Source organism: Actinoplanes sp. M2I2, assembly GCF_023544445.1.
GTDB lineage: Bacteria > Actinomycetota > Actinomycetes > Mycobacteriales > Micromonosporaceae > Actinoplanes.
Map to the genome: position 1 here is coordinate 430,253 of NZ_JALPVJ010000004.1, position 15,064 is coordinate 445,316.

The following is a 15,064-nucleotide window of genomic DNA, read 5'->3' on the forward strand; positions in this document are numbered from 1 at the left end:
CACCGGCGCGAGTTATTCGTTAGCGTGTCAGCGTGAATACCGGGGACGGCCCGAGCGGGGCGCCCGGCACCGGCAGCGCCGGGCCGAGCGACGCCGATCTCCTGCGCGCCCACGTCGACGGCGACCGCGACGCGTTCGGTGAGCTGGTCCGCCGTCACCGTGACCGCCTCTGGGCCGTCGCCCTGCGCACGATCGGCGACCGTGAGGAGGCGGCCGACGCGGTGCAGGACGCGCTGCTCTCGGCGCATCGCAACGCCGCCCGCTTCCGAGGTGACTCGGCCGTCACCACCTGGCTGCACCGCATCGTGGTCAACGCCTCCCTCGACCGGATCCGCCGCCGCCAGGCCCATCCGACCGTGCCACTGCCCGACGGCAGCCGCTCCGACGACCGGCCGTCCGGTGTGGAGCCGGCCGCGCCGGCCACCGATCACGAGACCGCGCTGGTCGTGCGGCAGGCGCTGGCCGACCTGCCGGCCGATCAGCGGGCCGCGATCGTGCTGGTCGACATCCAGGGCTATCCGGTCGCCGAGGCGGCCGAGATCCTCGAGGTGGCGGTCGGCACGATCAAGAGCCGATGCGCCCGCGGGCGCGCCCGCATGGCGCTGGCCCTCGGCGAGCTGCGGGGGAGAGACCGCGGTCACGCCCCGGCCGGGAACCAGGACGCCCCCGAGGCCGTCCCATCCGGACCGGGCGCGGCGCAGCCACGACCCGGGCGGCACGACGGGAGGGACCAGAGGTGACCGGGGCCGATTTCAGTGGGGTCGACATCGACCTGCTGGCGGACTACATCGGCGGCGCCCTCGAGGGCACGCCGGACGAGTCCGTGGTGGCCACGTTGATCGCCGACGATCCGGCCTGGCGTGCGGCCTACGAGTCGCTCGGGGGCGGCGTCGCGGCGATCCGCGCCGAGCTGGGACGCATCGAGCCCGAGCCGATGCCGGCCGAGCTCGCCGCCCGGCTCGACGGCATGTTCAGCGCGCCGGCGTTGACCCTGGTCAAGGGTGATGCCGCAGCCGAGAGACCGACGGGCCGTCGTCGTCGCTGGGTCACGCCGATCGCGATCGCCGCCGGTTTCATCGCCTTCGTCGGTTTCGGTGCTGACTATCTCTCCGGGCGAGGCGCGCCCCAGACGGAGGACGCCGCGAGCACAGCCGCCGGCACGCTGGCGGCCGAGGGCCCGGCCATCCTGTCCACCGGCGCCGATTACACCCGCGCCACCCTCGCCGGGGAGCCACCCCAGCCCCTCGCCGCGAGCGGCAAGGCACCGGGCTTCGGCGAGTCCGACGCGCAGGAACAGCGCACGGCCGTCAACGACCCGGCGCTCGCCCGGCTCGCCGATCCGGCCGCGCTGCAGGCGTGCCTCGAGGCCATCCAGCGCGAGAACGCGGGCAGCGCCATCGCGGTACAGACGGTGGATTACGCCCGGTTCGATGGTGTTGCTGCGCTGATCGTCCGGTTCACGGCGGACAACGGCAACTGGGTCTGGGCGGCCGGCGCCGACTGTGGCACGCCTGCGGCCGGCGCCGACGCGCTCGACAAAGTGACGGTACGCTGAACGACACCCCAGACCACCCGCGTGAGGTCGGCCACGGCCGCGTGTGCGGGAATGGTCTGCGCCTAGCATGGCGTTCTAGCGTGCAGTGTCGCCGATCGGATATACCGGCGAAGAGCAGACTGAGGAGTCGGCAGTGGACGAGGTCCGTAATCTGATCATCATCGGTTCGGGACCGTCCGGATACACCGCGGCGCTCTACGCGGCCCGGGCGAACCTCAAGCCGCTCGTGATCGAAGGCGTCCAGTCCGGCGGCGCCCTGATGACCACCACCGATGTGGAGAACTTCCCGGGCTTCCGCGAGGGCATCATGGGCCCCGAGCTGATGGACAACATGCGCGCGCAGGCCGAGCGGTTCGGCGCCGAGTTCCTCACCGATGACGTCACCCGCGTCGAGCTGGGCGACAAGCCCACCGAGGCCGGCACCGAGGGCCTCAAGACCGTGTGGGTCGGTGAGAAGGAATACTTCGCTCGCGCCGTGATCCTCTCCACCGGCTCCGCGTGGCGCCCCCTGGGTGTCCCCGGCGAGCAGGAGCTGCTCGGCCACGGCGTCTCGTCCTGTGCCACCTGTGACGGCTTCTTCTTCCGCAACCACCACATCGTGGTGGTGGGCGGCGGCGACTCCGCGATGGAGGAGGCGACCTTCCTCACCCGGTTCGCCGAGTCGGTCACGATCGTGCACCGCCGCGACTCGTTCCGGGCCAGCAAGGTCATGCAGCTGCGGGCGCTGAACAACCCGAAGATCAAGGTCGAGTGGAACTCGGTGGTCGAGGAGATCATCGGCCACGACGGCAAGGTCTCCGGCGCCCGGCTCAAGAACATCCAGACCGGCGAGGAGAAGACCCTCGACGTGACCGGCGTCTTCGTGGCGATCGGGCACGACCCGCGCAGCGACCTCTTCAAGGGCCAGGTCGAGCTGGACGACGAGGGCTACGTGAAGGTCGACGCGCCGAGCACGCGCACCAAGGTCCCCGGCGTGTTCGCCGCCGGTGACCTGGTCGACCACACCTACCGGCAGGCCATCACCGCCGCCGGCACCGGCTGTGCCGCGGCGCTGGACGCCGAGCGGTTCATCGCCTCATTCGTCGAGCTGTAGAACCGTAAGTCGCTGTCAGACCAGGAGGGTCTAGTGGGAATCGCAGGTAAGGCGGTCACCGACGCCACGTTCGTGAGTGACGTGCTGCAGTCGGACAAGCCGGTGCTGGTCGACTTCTGGGCGGAGTGGTGCGCGCCCTGCAAGAAGGTCGACCCGCTGCTGGCCGAGATCGCCAAGGAGATGGGCGACAAGGTCGAGATCGTCCAGGTCAACATCGACGAGAACCCGGAGACCACGCGCGCCTACCGGGTGATGTCGGTGCCGACCCTCACCATCTTCAAGGGCGGCGAGGCGGTCAGTTCCGTGACCGGCGCCAAGCCCAAGAGTGCCCTCGTCAACTTCATCGAGTCCGCCATCTGATCCATCGAACGACGCCCCGCGCCCCCTTGGGTGCGGGGCGTCGTCGTCGGGTGGCCCGGGCAGGCCCGGAGTACGCTGCCCGGAGTCGTTCTTCGTTCTAGGGAGTGGCGCGTGCGTTCCATCCGACGTGGAGACAGCGGCCCAGCCGTTGCCGAGATCCGATCGATCCTGGTCGGTCTCGAGTTGCTGGAGTCCGCCGGGGACGTCTTCGACGACGCCATGGACACCGCGGTGCGAGCCTTCCAGCAGAGTCGCGGGCTCGGCGTCGACGGCTTGGTCGGCGACGAGACGTGGGGCGCCCTCGACGCGTCCCGGTGGCGGCTCGGCGCCCGGACGCTGTTCCACTCGGTGCCCGACGCCCTGGTCGGTGAGGACGTCCGCACCCTGCAGGAGCGTCTGCTCGAGATGGGCTTCGACTCCGGCCGGGCCGACTCGATCTACGGCTCGCGGACGGCTCGGGCAGTCGCCCAGTTCCAGCGTGAGGTCGGTCTCACCCCCGACGGCTCCTGCGGCCCCCAGACCATGAAGGCGTTGCGCCGCCTCGGGCGCAAGGTGGTCGGCGGCCGGCCGCAGTGGCTGCGCGAGGCCGAGGCGTTCCGCCAGGCCGGTACGAACCTGGTCGGCAAGACGATCGTGATCGACGCCGGGCACGGTGGCGGGGACGACACCGGTGTGGTGGTGCCTGACGGTCCGCTGCGCTGGAGCGAGGCCGACCTGGTGTTCGACCTCGCCGCCCGGCTCGAGGGCCGGCTGGCCGCGGCCGGCATGCGCGTCCACCTGACCCGCGGTCCGCACCCGGCCGCGCCGATGAGCAGCGCCGACCGGGCCAAGCTGGCCAACGGCCTCGGTGCCGACCTGCTGATCTCGCTGCACCTCGACGGTCACGACAACGAGTCGGCCAACGGCGTGGCGACCTACCACTACGGCACGGGCAGCGGCCTGAGCTCGACCGTGGGGGAGCGGCTGGCCAACCTGGTGCAGCGCGAGATCGTGGTCCGCACGGGCATGCGCGACTGCCACATTCACGCCAAGACGTGGGAGCTGCTGAGGCTGACCCGCATGCCCACCGTACGGGTCGATCTGGGTTACCTCACGTCGCCGCTCGACCGTGACCGGCTGGTGAACCCGCTGTTCCGCGAGCAGATCGTCGAGGCGATCCTGGCTGCCGTGCAGCGCATGTACTACCCGGTCGAGGCCGACGTGCCCACCGGCTCGATCGACGTACGCCAGCTGCGGATGGCGCTGGCCAACAGGGCTTAGCCCTCGACGCCGCGGGTCGCTGTGGCCGGGCGCACCGGCCGCAGCAACGTCTCGGGGCTCATCGAGCCGAGCAGCTTCTCCAGCGCGTACTCGACATCGGACTTCCAGGACAGGGCGGTGCGCAGCTCGAGCCGCAGCCGGGGGAAGCGCGGATGCGGCCGGACGGTCTTGAAGCCGACCGACAGGAAGAAGTCGACCGGGGCGACACACCCGGACTGCTTGTCGTCGTCGCCCTCGCCGAATTTCGCGTCGCCGAACGCCTCGATCGCCTTGACCCCACGCTTGGTCAGGTCACGCGCGACACCCTGGACGAGCATGCGGCCCAACCCGCCGCCGGCGAACGAGGCCACCACGTGCGCGGTCATCAGCAGGGCGGCGTCGGCGCTGACCGGCGAGGTCGGGAAGGCCATCGAACGGGGGACATAGGCCGGCGGGGCGTACATCACAAAACCGGCGGGCATGCCGTCGACATAGGCCAGCTTGCCGCACGAGCCCCACTCCAGCAGGGTCTGCGAAACCCACGCCTCCTTTTCGAGGCCGGGGTCGCCCGAGGCACACGCCCGTTCGGCCGCCACCGGGTCCAACTCCCAGTACACGCACTGGCTGCAGGGTTGGGGGAGATCCCCGAGTGTGTCCAACGTGAGGTTGACCAGGCGTCGCGACACTGCATCCCCCTCGGCGTCATCGGGCCCAGCGCCCCGGTGGGGATCCTACGCCGCAATGGTCATGAACGGGACCAGCTCCGGGCAGGCCGACTGGTTAACCGAGGGCTTCCACCGCCCCGCACGGCTACGATCGGACATCGGCACCGTTCCTCCATGGCGAGTCTTCCAACTGGCGAGGTGAAGCCGCATGACCGGCACTACCCAGGACGATTACACCGATCGGTACGCGCGACGGGTGCGGGGGATGACCACCTCCGAGATCCGCGCACTGTTCGCCGTCGCCAGTCGTCCCGAGGTCGTGTCGCTCGCCGGCGGGTCGCCCTACATCGCCGCCCTCCCGCTCGACGCGGTCGGCGAGATGCTCAACAAGCTCGCCGCCGAGCAGGGCGCCAGCAGTCTTCAATACGGCATCGGTCAGGGCACGGTCGACCTGCGTGAGCGCATCTGCGAGGTGATGGCGCTCTCCGGCATCCACGGCGCGTCGCCCGACGACGTGGTGGTCACCGTCGGCGGCCAGCAGGCGATCGACCTGCTCGCCCGTCTCTTCCTCGACCCGGGCGACGTGGTGCTCGCCGAGGGCCCGAGCTACGTCGGCGCGCTCGGCGTCTTCCAGGCCGCCCAGGCTCAGGTCAAGCACGTCCCGATGGACGACGAGGGACTGATCCCGGCCGCCCTCGAGGAAGCGATCGCCGCCGTCGAGCGGTCCGGGCGCAAGGCCAAATTCCTCTACACGATCCCGACCTTCCAGAACCCGGCCGGTGTCACCCTCACCGACGAGCGGCGCGAGCAGGTGCTCGACATCTGCGAGCGCGCCGGTCTGCTGGTGGTCGAGGACGACCCGTACGGGATGTTGTCGTTCGAGACCGAGGCGCCGCTGCCGTTGCGGGCCCGCCGGCGCGAGGGCGTCTTCTACGTGAGCACGTTCTCCAAGACCTTCGCTCCCGGGTTGCGCGTCGGCTGGATCCTGGCGCCGCACGCCGTACGGGAAAAGCTCGTGATGATGAGCGAAGCCAACGTGCTGTGCCCGAGCGCGTTCGCCCAGGGCGCCGTCACGCAATACCTGGCCACGATGCCGTGGCAGGAGCAGATCAAGGTCTACCGCGAGATTTATCGTGAGCGGCGCGATGCGATGCTCACCGCGTTGCGCGACCGCATGCCCCCCGGCACGACGTGGACCCACCCGACCGGCGGCCTGTTCGTGTGGGCGACCCTCCCCGAGGGCCTCGATTCCAAGGCGATGATGCCGCGCGCCATCGCCGCCCGGGTGGCCTACGTGCCCGGCACCGGTTTCTACGCCGACGGCACCGGCACGAGCAACATGCGGCTCAACTTCTCGTTCTCCTCGCCCGAACGCATCCGTGAGGGCATTCGCCGGCTGTCCGGCGTGATGGAACAGGAGCTGGCGATGCGCGCCGTCTTCGGTCCGACCGCGGGCGGCTCGCACGCGCGCCGCCGGGGCACGGCCGCCGCCGACGCCCCTGGCCCCGACTTGGCATGATCTCCTCCATGGGTACGGGTGACGATGTGCGCGTGATGGTCCTGGCCGGCGGCCTCTCCTACGAGCGGGACGTGTCCCTGCGCTCGGGCCGCCGCGTGCTCGACGCGCTGCGGGCCGCCGGGCTGAGCGCCGAGATGCGCGACGCCGACGTGTCGCTGCTGCCGTCGCTGCAGGAGGACCCGCCCGACGCGGTGGTGATCGCCCTGCACGGCGCCACCGGCGAGGACGGTTCGCTGCGCGGCGTCCTCGACCTGTGCGGCGTGCCCTACGTGGGTTGCGATGCCCGCGCCGCCCGCCTGGCCTGGGACAAGCCGTCGGCCAAGTCGATGCTGCGCGAGGCCGGCATCCCGACCCCCGACTGGGTGGCCCTGCCGCACGACCGTTTCTCCGAGCTCGGCGCGGTGGCCGTCCTCGACCGCATCGTCGACCGGCTGGGCCTGCCACTGATGGTCAAGCCGGCACAGGGCGGCTCCGGCCTGGGCGCGGCGGTCGTCCGCGAGGAAAGCGCCCTGCCGCCGGCCATGGTCGGCTGCTTCGCGTACGACTCGACGGCCCTGGTCGAGAAGTTCATCCCCGGCATGGACGTGGCCGTCTCCATCGTCGACCTGGGCGCCGGCCCCGAGGCGCTGCCGATCGTCGAGATCGTCCCGCGCGACGGCGTGTACGACTACGCCGCCCGCTACACGGCCGGCCTCACCACGTGGCACACCCCGGCCCGTCTGGAGCCCGAGGTCGCCGCCCGCGTCACCGAGACCGCGCTGGCCGCCCACAAGGCGCTTGGCCTGCGCGACCTGTCCCGGGTCGACCTGATCGTGGCCGACGACGGTTCCGTCCAGGTGTTGGGCATCAATGTGTCGCCCGGGATGACGGAGACGTCGCTGCTGCCGCTCGCCGTACAGGCCGCCGGCCAAGACCTCGGCGACATCTTGAGGACGCTGGTCGAGCGCGCGGTCGCCCGATCGGCTTCCTGACGTGTGGCCGCTGGTTCCGGGGACGTCTTCCTCTGACGCCTGGCCTGCCGCTCCTGGAACGACTTTCTGAAGCCTGGTCGGCCGCTCCTGGAACGACCGCCTAGCGCAGAGATGTCCCGGCTCGGCTCCCAGCTCCCAGCTCCCAGCTCCCAGCTCCCAGCTCCCAGCTCCCAGCTCCCAGCTCCCAGCTCCCAGCTCCCAGCTCCCAGCTCCCAGCTCCCAGCTCCCAGCTCCCAGCTCCCAGCTCCCAGCTCCCTAGTTTCTGGGTTATCGGTCCTCGATCCCCGACTCAGGTGTCCAAGATCGACGGGGTAGTTGAGCGTGACGTCACCGGCGAGTCGCTGAAGGCAAGTCCCGACGTTGGCTAGCGAACGGCATCGACCCAGCTGTCGAGATCGTCGGCAAACTCGCGAAGTCGCCTTCGGGCGGCCTTGATCTCAGCCCGGCCGACCGTGTCGTCGGCGCGGTGGTCGGCGTTGTAGTCGAGCCAACCTCCGAGCCCGGCAACCCAGCCACCGAAGACCCACGGCTCGGGGTCGATGACCACGCCGCTGCGCCGCCGATAGACGGCCACTGCCTCAGCGAACGCATACCGGTCTCCGCCCGCCCAGTCGAGCGCGACGCCCACCGCCTCCTGAGCCGCGCCGGTAGGCCCGGCCGCGTCCCAATCCAGGGCGAGGAGCCGGCCGTCCGCGCGCCGGAGTGCGTTCTTCCGATCGAGGTCCCGGTGGCTGTCGACGACCAGCAGTCGACCGGGCGATCGCGCTACCCGTTCGGCCAAGTGGCCGATCTCCGCACCCCATCGTTCGCCATTCCACCCGAGTGGCAGCGCGGTTTCCCATCGGGGTCGACCGACCGCGTGGATACCGGCGAGCAATTCGGCCGCCTGACCGGAAGACCCCTGCGCCGCCTGACCGTCGACCCACTGGTGCACGCGATAGAGGTCCCCGTCGACGCGAACCAACGCTCGTCCGCTGCCCGGCTCGACCACCGGTGCCGGCATGGGAACGCCGGCTGCGTACGCGCGTTGTTCCACGCGAAACGCGGCCTCGACGTTGTCGACGAATGAGGGGAGGTGTGCGTTGACGACCATCCGCTTGATCGCGAAGTCACCCAGCGACGTCGACACCCGCCACATCTCGTTGGAGAGCCCGCCGGCGACTCTCGCGGGCGTCCCGGACAACGGTCCCAATGGGAAGTGGGCAACAACCTGTTCCAGCGACATCGCCTGATCCTGACGATCCGCACCGCGGCCCTCCACCGAATATCGAAACGGCCGGAGCCACGCCACCGCCCCGCTGCTCTCGTCCGGCCGACCCTAGGGTGCCGGCTTGGGCTGAAGCCGCCGTGGCGAAGGGCCCTCGTCTCCTGCCGACCTGGGTGCCGACCTGAGCCAAAGCCGCCGTGGCGTAGGGCCGCTCAGCTCCTGCCGAGCTGAGCGCCGGCCTGAGCTGAAACCGCCGTGGCGAGGGGCAGCTCGACTCCGGTCAACCCGGGGTGCCGACCTGAGCTGAAACCGCCGTGGCGAGGGGCAGCTCGACTCCCGCCAACCCGGGGTGCCGACCCGAGCTGAAACCGCCGTGGCGAGGGGCAGCTCGACTCCCGCCAACCCGGGGTGCCGACCCGAACTGAAACCGCCGTGGCGAGGGGCAGCTCGAGCCCCGCCAACCCGGGGTGCCGACCCGAACTGAAACCGCTGTGGCCAAGGGCAGCTCGACTCCCGCCAACCCGGGGTGCCGACCCGAGCTGAAACCGCTGTGGCCAAGGGCAGCTCGAATCGAGGTGCCCTTTGATGAGCCACAGCATCGAATGTGCCGTAGCCGCACGGCGCTCCCGCATACCGGTTGTGTGAGCGCACCGGAAACGACTTGCTCCTGCTGCGCGGCGCTACCCACTGCCTTCGTCGTCTGAACGGAGACCACGTGCCGCCACCCGACCAAGTGATTCGTGCATGACGGTGACGTGGACGCCCGACACAGTCGGGCGGCTCTACCGCGACCTAAGGAGTACAACAACTGCACAGCTGAGACCGCGTCGTACTCGATCAGCTTGCGGACGGCCGCCGCGCCTCACGCGATGCGATGGTCGGCGAGCACCAGACCGCCGGTGCGACTCAGCCCTTTATCCGCATTGGTGTGCCAGCCGTACGCAGCAACCGCCGATGTTCATCGCCGTATCGAGCAGAGGCTCGGTGCTTGTCTTCCATACGCTGATCCGCCGTCATAGTGCTGGCGGCCGCGGACGAAGCCGGCCCACCACCGGTCCGGCGACAAACACGATGCCCAGCCGATCGGGGCGCCTCGAGGCATGTTCGTGAGGTGAACGTGGCGCCGTGCTCTGGATACTGGCGCGTGATTAGCAGACGGGAAAGGCAGCTTCCAGGGCTACGCACGTCGTTGGAGTTACGACCCGAAGCTGCCAATGGATGACGCAACCGACGGCGGAACGGCTTTCGGCCATGCGAGGCTCCGTCAGCGGTGGATGCTGCAACGGTCATCCGCGGATGGAAAGAGCTGACGGACCCGGCACGCCCAACCCTCGATGCCGCTGGTGTCGAGTAGGGGCTGGTCGGCGCCGCCGAGCTCAGCCGGCCGGTTACCGCGAGGACGCCCGGTATCGCGCCGCGTGGACTTTCGCGAGGCGGTCCTGGCTACGCCGGCGTGGTGTGGGGGAACGGCGGCTTGGGGGCCTTGGGCTCTGCCGGATTGCTCCGTTGAGCCGGAATGGAGTCAGCGATCAGGTCGCCGGACGACGAGGGTGTCGCATCGTCGAGGGGAGCCGGGCGTACGGAGTCGTCAGGACGTCCGGGGGAGGAGTCCGCCTGGTTGCCGGCGTAGTTGATGGTGGACGGGGATTCCCACTGGATATGTGGGGGCTCGGCAATGGCCCGGCCACCGAACTCCGCCAGCCAGGCTGCCACCATGGCAAGATTTTCGCGCCATTGCTGTTCGGGGATGGCGGGGAGGATGTCGTCCCAGAGGGTCAGAAACGTGCCGCGAAGCTGCAGGCGGCCGTAAGGGCGAGCGAGGAACCACATGTGCAGGTGAGCCGAACCGTCGCCCCAACGATTCACGTGAACCCGCGCCACCCCGTCGAGCGAGCGGATAGCACGCTCGAGCCGGACGGTCATGACGCCAAGTTCAGCGGCCAACAGGTTGGGCAGGTCACCGATGTCCAGGTGTGACCGGCACTCGAGGATGACCACCATCGGAAGGCCGGTAGGCCGATCCATCCCTCGGACGCGCCAGCGCTCGCTGATCCAGATGTACTCGTCGTCCGGGGTGTTGCAAGCGACGCAGTCGGCCGCATCCTCGCCGCTCCGGGGAGGCTCGACGTCGACCGGGGCGGCCAGCGGCTTGACCCTCATATCGCCCTCGAACGGGAACGACGGCCAGCGCGTGAAGTCGGGCAGCGGGGTGAAGTTGTCGGCCACGACGGGAACCTTAGTCGAGGCTCGCCCCTCTGTCCTGAGGCAATTTTGCGGCATCCGCGCAGGCCATAAGTCCCACACCAGCCGTTCGTACGTAGATCATCGTCGCCATCCGTGGAACCCGCCCACGCCGGAAAGTTATCCACAGAAGTTATCCACAGGCTACGCCGTTTCACGTGAAACGCGACGTCGCAGGCTTGCAGGCCCTGTGGATACCGCACCACTTGTGCGTCACCGCATCAACGCCGTTTCACGTGAAACAGCGCGCCACATCCTTTGTCAACAGCCACTACACACAGCCTGTGGATAACCACCCGGCGCGCCGATCACCCCAGCCCTGCTAGCCGAACGCGTACGGCGGCTCCTCCAACGCCTTAACGAGCGTGAAGCACGGAAGGATAGGGCGACCGCCGAATGCTCCCCTCACCGGCATAGATCAGTTTCGCCGCGTCAGGCCTGCGAGCAGCTTCCGACGGCGAACCGTCCGACCCAGCAGCGGCGACCGATGCCGGTCGAACCGCCTGGCAGCAGCTGTCAGGCGGACTGTTGAGCACGGACGGGTGACGGCTCATGCAGGGCTGCCCGCCCCGGCTGCATCGCACCCGTGCGATTGAAGGTCTGGTTGGTTGCCACGTGAGGACGCGCGACCTCGAGGCCGGCTCCGGCATGGCGGGTTGGGCTGAGCGAAGCCAATGGGAATGAGCCAAATAGACGAGTCAGTAGCCGAGGCCGGCTCCACTCGAGCCGACCGGGCTGCCCATCGGAGCCGGCTGGACCGACAAGCGGGCCTTGCTGGGTCTGCCTTCTGAAAGTCGGCCGAACTCGTGAGCGCACCCGAGAAGACCGGCTCGAGGGGCAGAAAGCCGGCCGCAGTCGGCCCAGCGAACCACTGGAAACCCTGCTGTGGGGGAGCAGAACCGGCCGAATCTAACCCCGTGAAGGCAGTGGGGACCGGACCAAGCAACGTCAGCTGAACTCGGCCAGCCGGTCCAAATCGGGACCCGCCGGGGCTGAGCGGAGCCAACGGGACTCGAACCCGCGAAGGCAGCTCGACTGGGTTAAGCCCGTCAAGTGCACTGCGCCGACAGAACCAGTCAGACCGGGGTTCAGGTTGAGTGAAACAACTGAACTCGGACCTCGCCTAAGCCGCTGGACTGGCTACCACAACTGGACCCGGCCGAGGTGAACTAGCCGGACTCGCTCTGGGCCAACGGACACAGCTCGAATCGACCTTTGAGAGGCTGCCGCCCTGAACCAAGCAAGTGGCTGGTCTGGCCTGCGTCACGTTGGTTGGCGTGGTGCAAGAGTCGGCCATCGTTGGACCGGGTGGGTTGATGCTATGCGGCAATCTCAGAAGTACGGCTGGATCGGTGTCTTGGCCGGAGCAAGTTGGCCGGGATGAAGCGAGCCCAGTGGGCCAGGGGATCCGATAGCGGTTCGAGGCCGTAGTCGGTCAGCCGGATGCTTCGGCCGGAGGGTTTAAGCGTGGTCTACAGCAGTCTTCAGCAGGGCACGCCACACAACTTTCAGCGAGCCAAGTTGGCGTGCCACGCGTCGATGGCACGACCTCGAATCCACGGGGTTACTTGGGACGCTTCATTGCCTGCGATTCGTCGGGTGCGTGCGTTGAGGATAGTGCCCCCTGCCGCCCGATCATGGATCCAGTAGAGCCGGCGGGCGCCTCGGACTCTGCTCGCCCAACTCGGAGGCTCATGCGCGCGGTTCGTGGAGTGACCACCCAGCACGCGAGCTCACGCCGATCGGTGCGGCAATGACTAAGCCGACTTGACCGGAGCGCTTCGCTGTCCGGCCGTCCGGCATTGAGCGGTCCATCTTTGACTGCCACCTCGCTCGCTACGGCTCGGGCGACTGCCAACCGCAGCTCGGCCGATCACTCAATGTCCCAATCCGCCGCCTCTGGCGCCTGACCCGAGCCTGGAGTAGTCGACTCTTTTGCCACATCCGCATCGCTACGCCCACTGGTCTCAGCCTGGACCGGCCAACCTTGCGCATGACCGAGGCACCCGGTGCTCACCACTCCGCGATTCATTGGATAGAGCACAGACTTCAAGCGCCAACGGGCAGTCGATCACAGAGGCATGTCATCGCGTATCCCACTGACGACGTCTGCGCTCAGTGCGGGCCGGTGTAGGCGCATCGCCGACGGTCGGCCGACGTCCACCGCGGCGGCAGGCAAACGTCGGCATCAGGGTCAGCAGCACCGTCTCACTCCACACGTCCACACGCCGCCCAGCCTCAGACCGAATCTAGACTTCGCTCGTGATCGTACGGAGGGGCGTCTTAGAGGATGCGGCTGCGCTCGCGGAAGTGCAGGGCATCAACCCGACCGACTTCCCGGCGTACGTTGACTGGGTCGCCGCGCATGCCGAGTCGCATCTGCCGTTCGTCGCCGAGGGCGACGGGCAGGTCGCCGGCGCCGCGTGGTTGCACATCGCAGAACGAGTACCCGGATACGGCTCGCTGGATCGGCAGTACGGCGACGTCCAGTCAGTGATGGTTCGTGAGCGCTACCGCAACCAAGGAATCGGCTCCGCGTTGATAGCCGCGATCCTGACTGAGGCTCGGGTCCGAGGACTGCTTCACGTCACCGTGCACTCCGGCCGTCGAGCCGTCGACTTCTACGTACGCAGCGGGTTCAGCCACCACCGTCAGCTCTTGCTTTGGAAGCCGTGACTCCTGAGCGACCGACCGCCGTGGAGACTTCACCGGCCCCAAGCGATGACCACGGAACCGCGGCGGTCTGAATTGTGCTTGATCGTCAGAGCATCTGGGGCGTCGCCATCTCGAATCGCCAACCGAAGCCTCCTCTGACGACTCAGCAAGAGCGTCAATCTCGCCGAGCCGTTCCAGCCCGGCCGCGACATGGGCAGTACCTGGCTGCGCACTAGCGGGCGAGTTGACCGACGTTGGATCGCGTCCTTCCCCTGTACGCCAGATCTGTTCGAGCATCAGCGGACGCGCTGCCGCTTTGCCCGTCCGGGCCGAGGACCTCGCCCAGGCGCCGAAGACGGTGGCTGCCCATGAACCGCGTGGACACGCACCAGGACAGGGCAGGACGTCCGAACGATCCTCCGCGCATCGGAGTTCCCGGGAGGCGTTTGGGCCTGTCCAGACATGGAGGCCCGTATGACGGCCGGCTTGGGGACTTCGTCAGTTGGGGCGCTGGCGCGTCGGCGTTGGAACTGCGGATGCGGTCCGGGCAGGTGCCGCCGGGCGCGGTCGAGTGCCCCGATTGCACTGGAGGCCGGGAGAAGGTCGGCGGCTGGGCCGCACTCGAGACCTGAGTCCTACTTGTCGAGTCTCAGCTTAGGGTCACGTCCACTGCCAATTTGGCGGCTGCTCAGCAGCCGGGTATGCGTCGCATCGTGCGTCTCTCAGCGCGCCACGACCCGAAGATGATGCTGGCTTAACAAGCGACGATGGCGAGCAACCATCATGAGCCGTACAAAGCAGGGATCCCACAGCTGGAACACACCACGGCTGAGGTCGTCACCGTTTCACGTGAAACCGCCATCAGTGCCTTTCAGCGCGGCAGGGTTACACCGCCTCGAGCCGGCTCCTCCTCCGGCCAGCCGTGGAGTGCGGCACGGGATTTCCGGTCCTACTTGGGGTCCGGCTCTCTACCGCCTGAAAGCGAACCGCCTTGTCGGGCTCTAGATCTGCACCTGGCAGGAGCGGCTATCCGACGGTACTCAGTCAGCAGCTTCCAAGACACGATCCCGCCTTAGGTATCTGGCTCAACACGCTATAGACCGCTCGGCTGGCCGAGCCCTGACAAGCGCTGCAAGCCGCTCGGCGGCCCGGCACGGCGTCAGCCCGGCCCAGCTCGCGGCCACCGAGCCATGACGAGCGCCGGCTTGACGCCAGATCTCGCTCCGGCCGACGAGACCGACAGAGGGCTGTCGAACACGATCGCTTGGCCTTGTCCGCCTCAATGAATCGCTTGGGCGCGCTGGACGCGTTCTTACGGTCTTGGGGACTAGAGCGTCGGCGACGCGGGCAGTGCCGCGGTTGACGCGCGACCGCGCCCCCCGAGATTGCTTCAAGGCCACCGATTGAGCACGCGCTCTCCAGCGGACGCAAGGTAAAGCGAGCAGCCCATCGCCGCTCAGATCGCGGCTCTCGGGTTAGTCAGCCTCTCACTTTCGGGCTTGAGCACTACATGGAGATGCGGCTCCGTGGACGGCTTAGGCAGAGGCGCTTGGCCTGCT

11 protein-coding genes are annotated in these 15,064 nt (G+C 68.6%); 8 read left to right on the plus strand and 3 right to left on the minus strand.

The window, feature by feature from the left end; genetic code table 11:
- Nucleotides 1-32 precede the first annotated feature (32 nt).
- The 5 genes from sigM (at nt 33) to HJC40_RS09975 (ending at nt 4,268) form a co-directional block, all read left to right on the plus strand.
- The gene (sigM, locus tag HJC40_RS09955) at nt 33-740 is read left to right on the plus strand and encodes an RNA polymerase sigma factor SigM (RefSeq protein WP_250000557.1); all 708 of its coding nucleotides are present in this window, start codon (nt 33-35) and stop codon (nt 738-740) included.
- On the plus strand, nt 737-1,555 hold the full coding sequence (locus tag HJC40_RS09960; RefSeq protein ID WP_250000558.1) for a hypothetical protein: 819 nt from the start codon (nt 737-739) through the stop codon (nt 1,553-1,555). The genes sigM and HJC40_RS09960 overlap by 4 nt, the downstream gene beginning before the upstream one ends.
- Before the next feature lie 133 nt (nt 1,556-1,688).
- Complete coding sequence (gene trxB / locus HJC40_RS09965; protein WP_250000559.1) at nt 1,689-2,648, plus strand: thioredoxin-disulfide reductase; 960 nt, start codon at nt 1,689-1,691, stop codon at nt 2,646-2,648.
- A gap of 33 nt (nt 2,649-2,681) precedes the next feature.
- Nucleotides 2,682-3,008, plus strand: a complete 327-nt coding sequence (gene trxA / locus HJC40_RS09970; RefSeq protein WP_250000560.1) for a thioredoxin — start codon at nt 2,682-2,684, stop codon at nt 3,006-3,008.
- Between the two features lie 111 nt (nt 3,009-3,119).
- Entirely contained in the window at nt 3,120-4,268 is a 1,149-nt protein-coding gene (locus HJC40_RS09975) for an N-acetylmuramoyl-L-alanine amidase (RefSeq protein ID WP_250000562.1), read from the plus strand.
- On the opposite strand, the gene HJC40_RS09980 is transcribed toward HJC40_RS09975, so the two are convergent.
- Nucleotides 4,265-4,933, minus strand: coding sequence for a GNAT family N-acetyltransferase (locus HJC40_RS09980; protein WP_250000563.1), 669 nt, complete (start codon nt 4,931-4,933; stop codon nt 4,265-4,267). The two genes, HJC40_RS09975 and HJC40_RS09980, sit on opposite strands and share 4 nt — an antisense overlap.
- Before the next feature lie 187 nt (nt 4,934-5,120).
- Between HJC40_RS09980 and HJC40_RS09985 the strand changes: the two genes are divergently transcribed.
- The gene (locus HJC40_RS09985; RefSeq protein ID WP_250000564.1) at nt 5,121-6,431 is read left to right on the plus strand and encodes a PLP-dependent aminotransferase family protein; all 1,311 of its coding nucleotides are present in this window, start codon (nt 5,121-5,123) and stop codon (nt 6,429-6,431) included.
- Between the two features lie 8 nt (nt 6,432-6,439).
- Nucleotides 6,440-7,402, plus strand: coding sequence for a D-alanine--D-alanine ligase (locus HJC40_RS09990; protein ID WP_374271455.1), 963 nt, complete (start codon nt 6,440-6,442; stop codon nt 7,400-7,402).
- Nucleotides 7,403-7,766: 364 nt separating this feature from the next.
- Here the strand turns inward: HJC40_RS09990 and HJC40_RS09995 are convergent, their stop codons facing one another.
- Both HJC40_RS09995 and HJC40_RS10000 read right to left on the minus strand, forming a co-directional pair.
- Complete coding sequence (locus HJC40_RS09995) at nt 7,767-8,627, minus strand: aminoglycoside phosphotransferase family protein (RefSeq protein ID WP_250000566.1); 861 nt, start codon at nt 8,625-8,627, stop codon at nt 7,767-7,769.
- Nucleotides 8,628-10,052: 1,425 nt separating this feature from the next.
- On the minus strand, nt 10,053-10,835 hold the full coding sequence (locus HJC40_RS10000; RefSeq protein ID WP_250000567.1) for a hypothetical protein: 783 nt from the start codon (nt 10,833-10,835) through the stop codon (nt 10,053-10,055).
- Between the two features lie 2,277 nt (nt 10,836-13,112).
- Here HJC40_RS10000 and HJC40_RS10005 point away from each other — a divergent pair.
- On the plus strand, nt 13,113-13,526 hold the full coding sequence (locus HJC40_RS10005; RefSeq protein WP_250000568.1) for a GNAT family N-acetyltransferase: 414 nt from the start codon (nt 13,113-13,115) through the stop codon (nt 13,524-13,526).
- Nucleotides 13,527-15,064 lie beyond the last annotated feature (1,538 nt).

What these genes read in the sequence shown, in the direction of transcription:
- HJC40_RS09985 (WP_250000564.1), top strand. Translation starts at nt 5,121, where the DNA reads ATGACCGGCACTACCCAGGACGATTACACCGATCGGTACGCGCGACGG.
- HJC40_RS09990 (WP_374271455.1), top strand. Translation starts at nt 6,440, where the DNA reads ATGGGTACGGGTGACGATGTGCGCGTGATGGTCCTGGCCGGCGGCCTC.
- HJC40_RS09995 (WP_250000566.1), bottom strand. Translation starts at nt 8,627, where the DNA reads ATGTCGCTGGAACAGGTTGTTGCCCACTTCCCATTGGGACCGTTGTCC.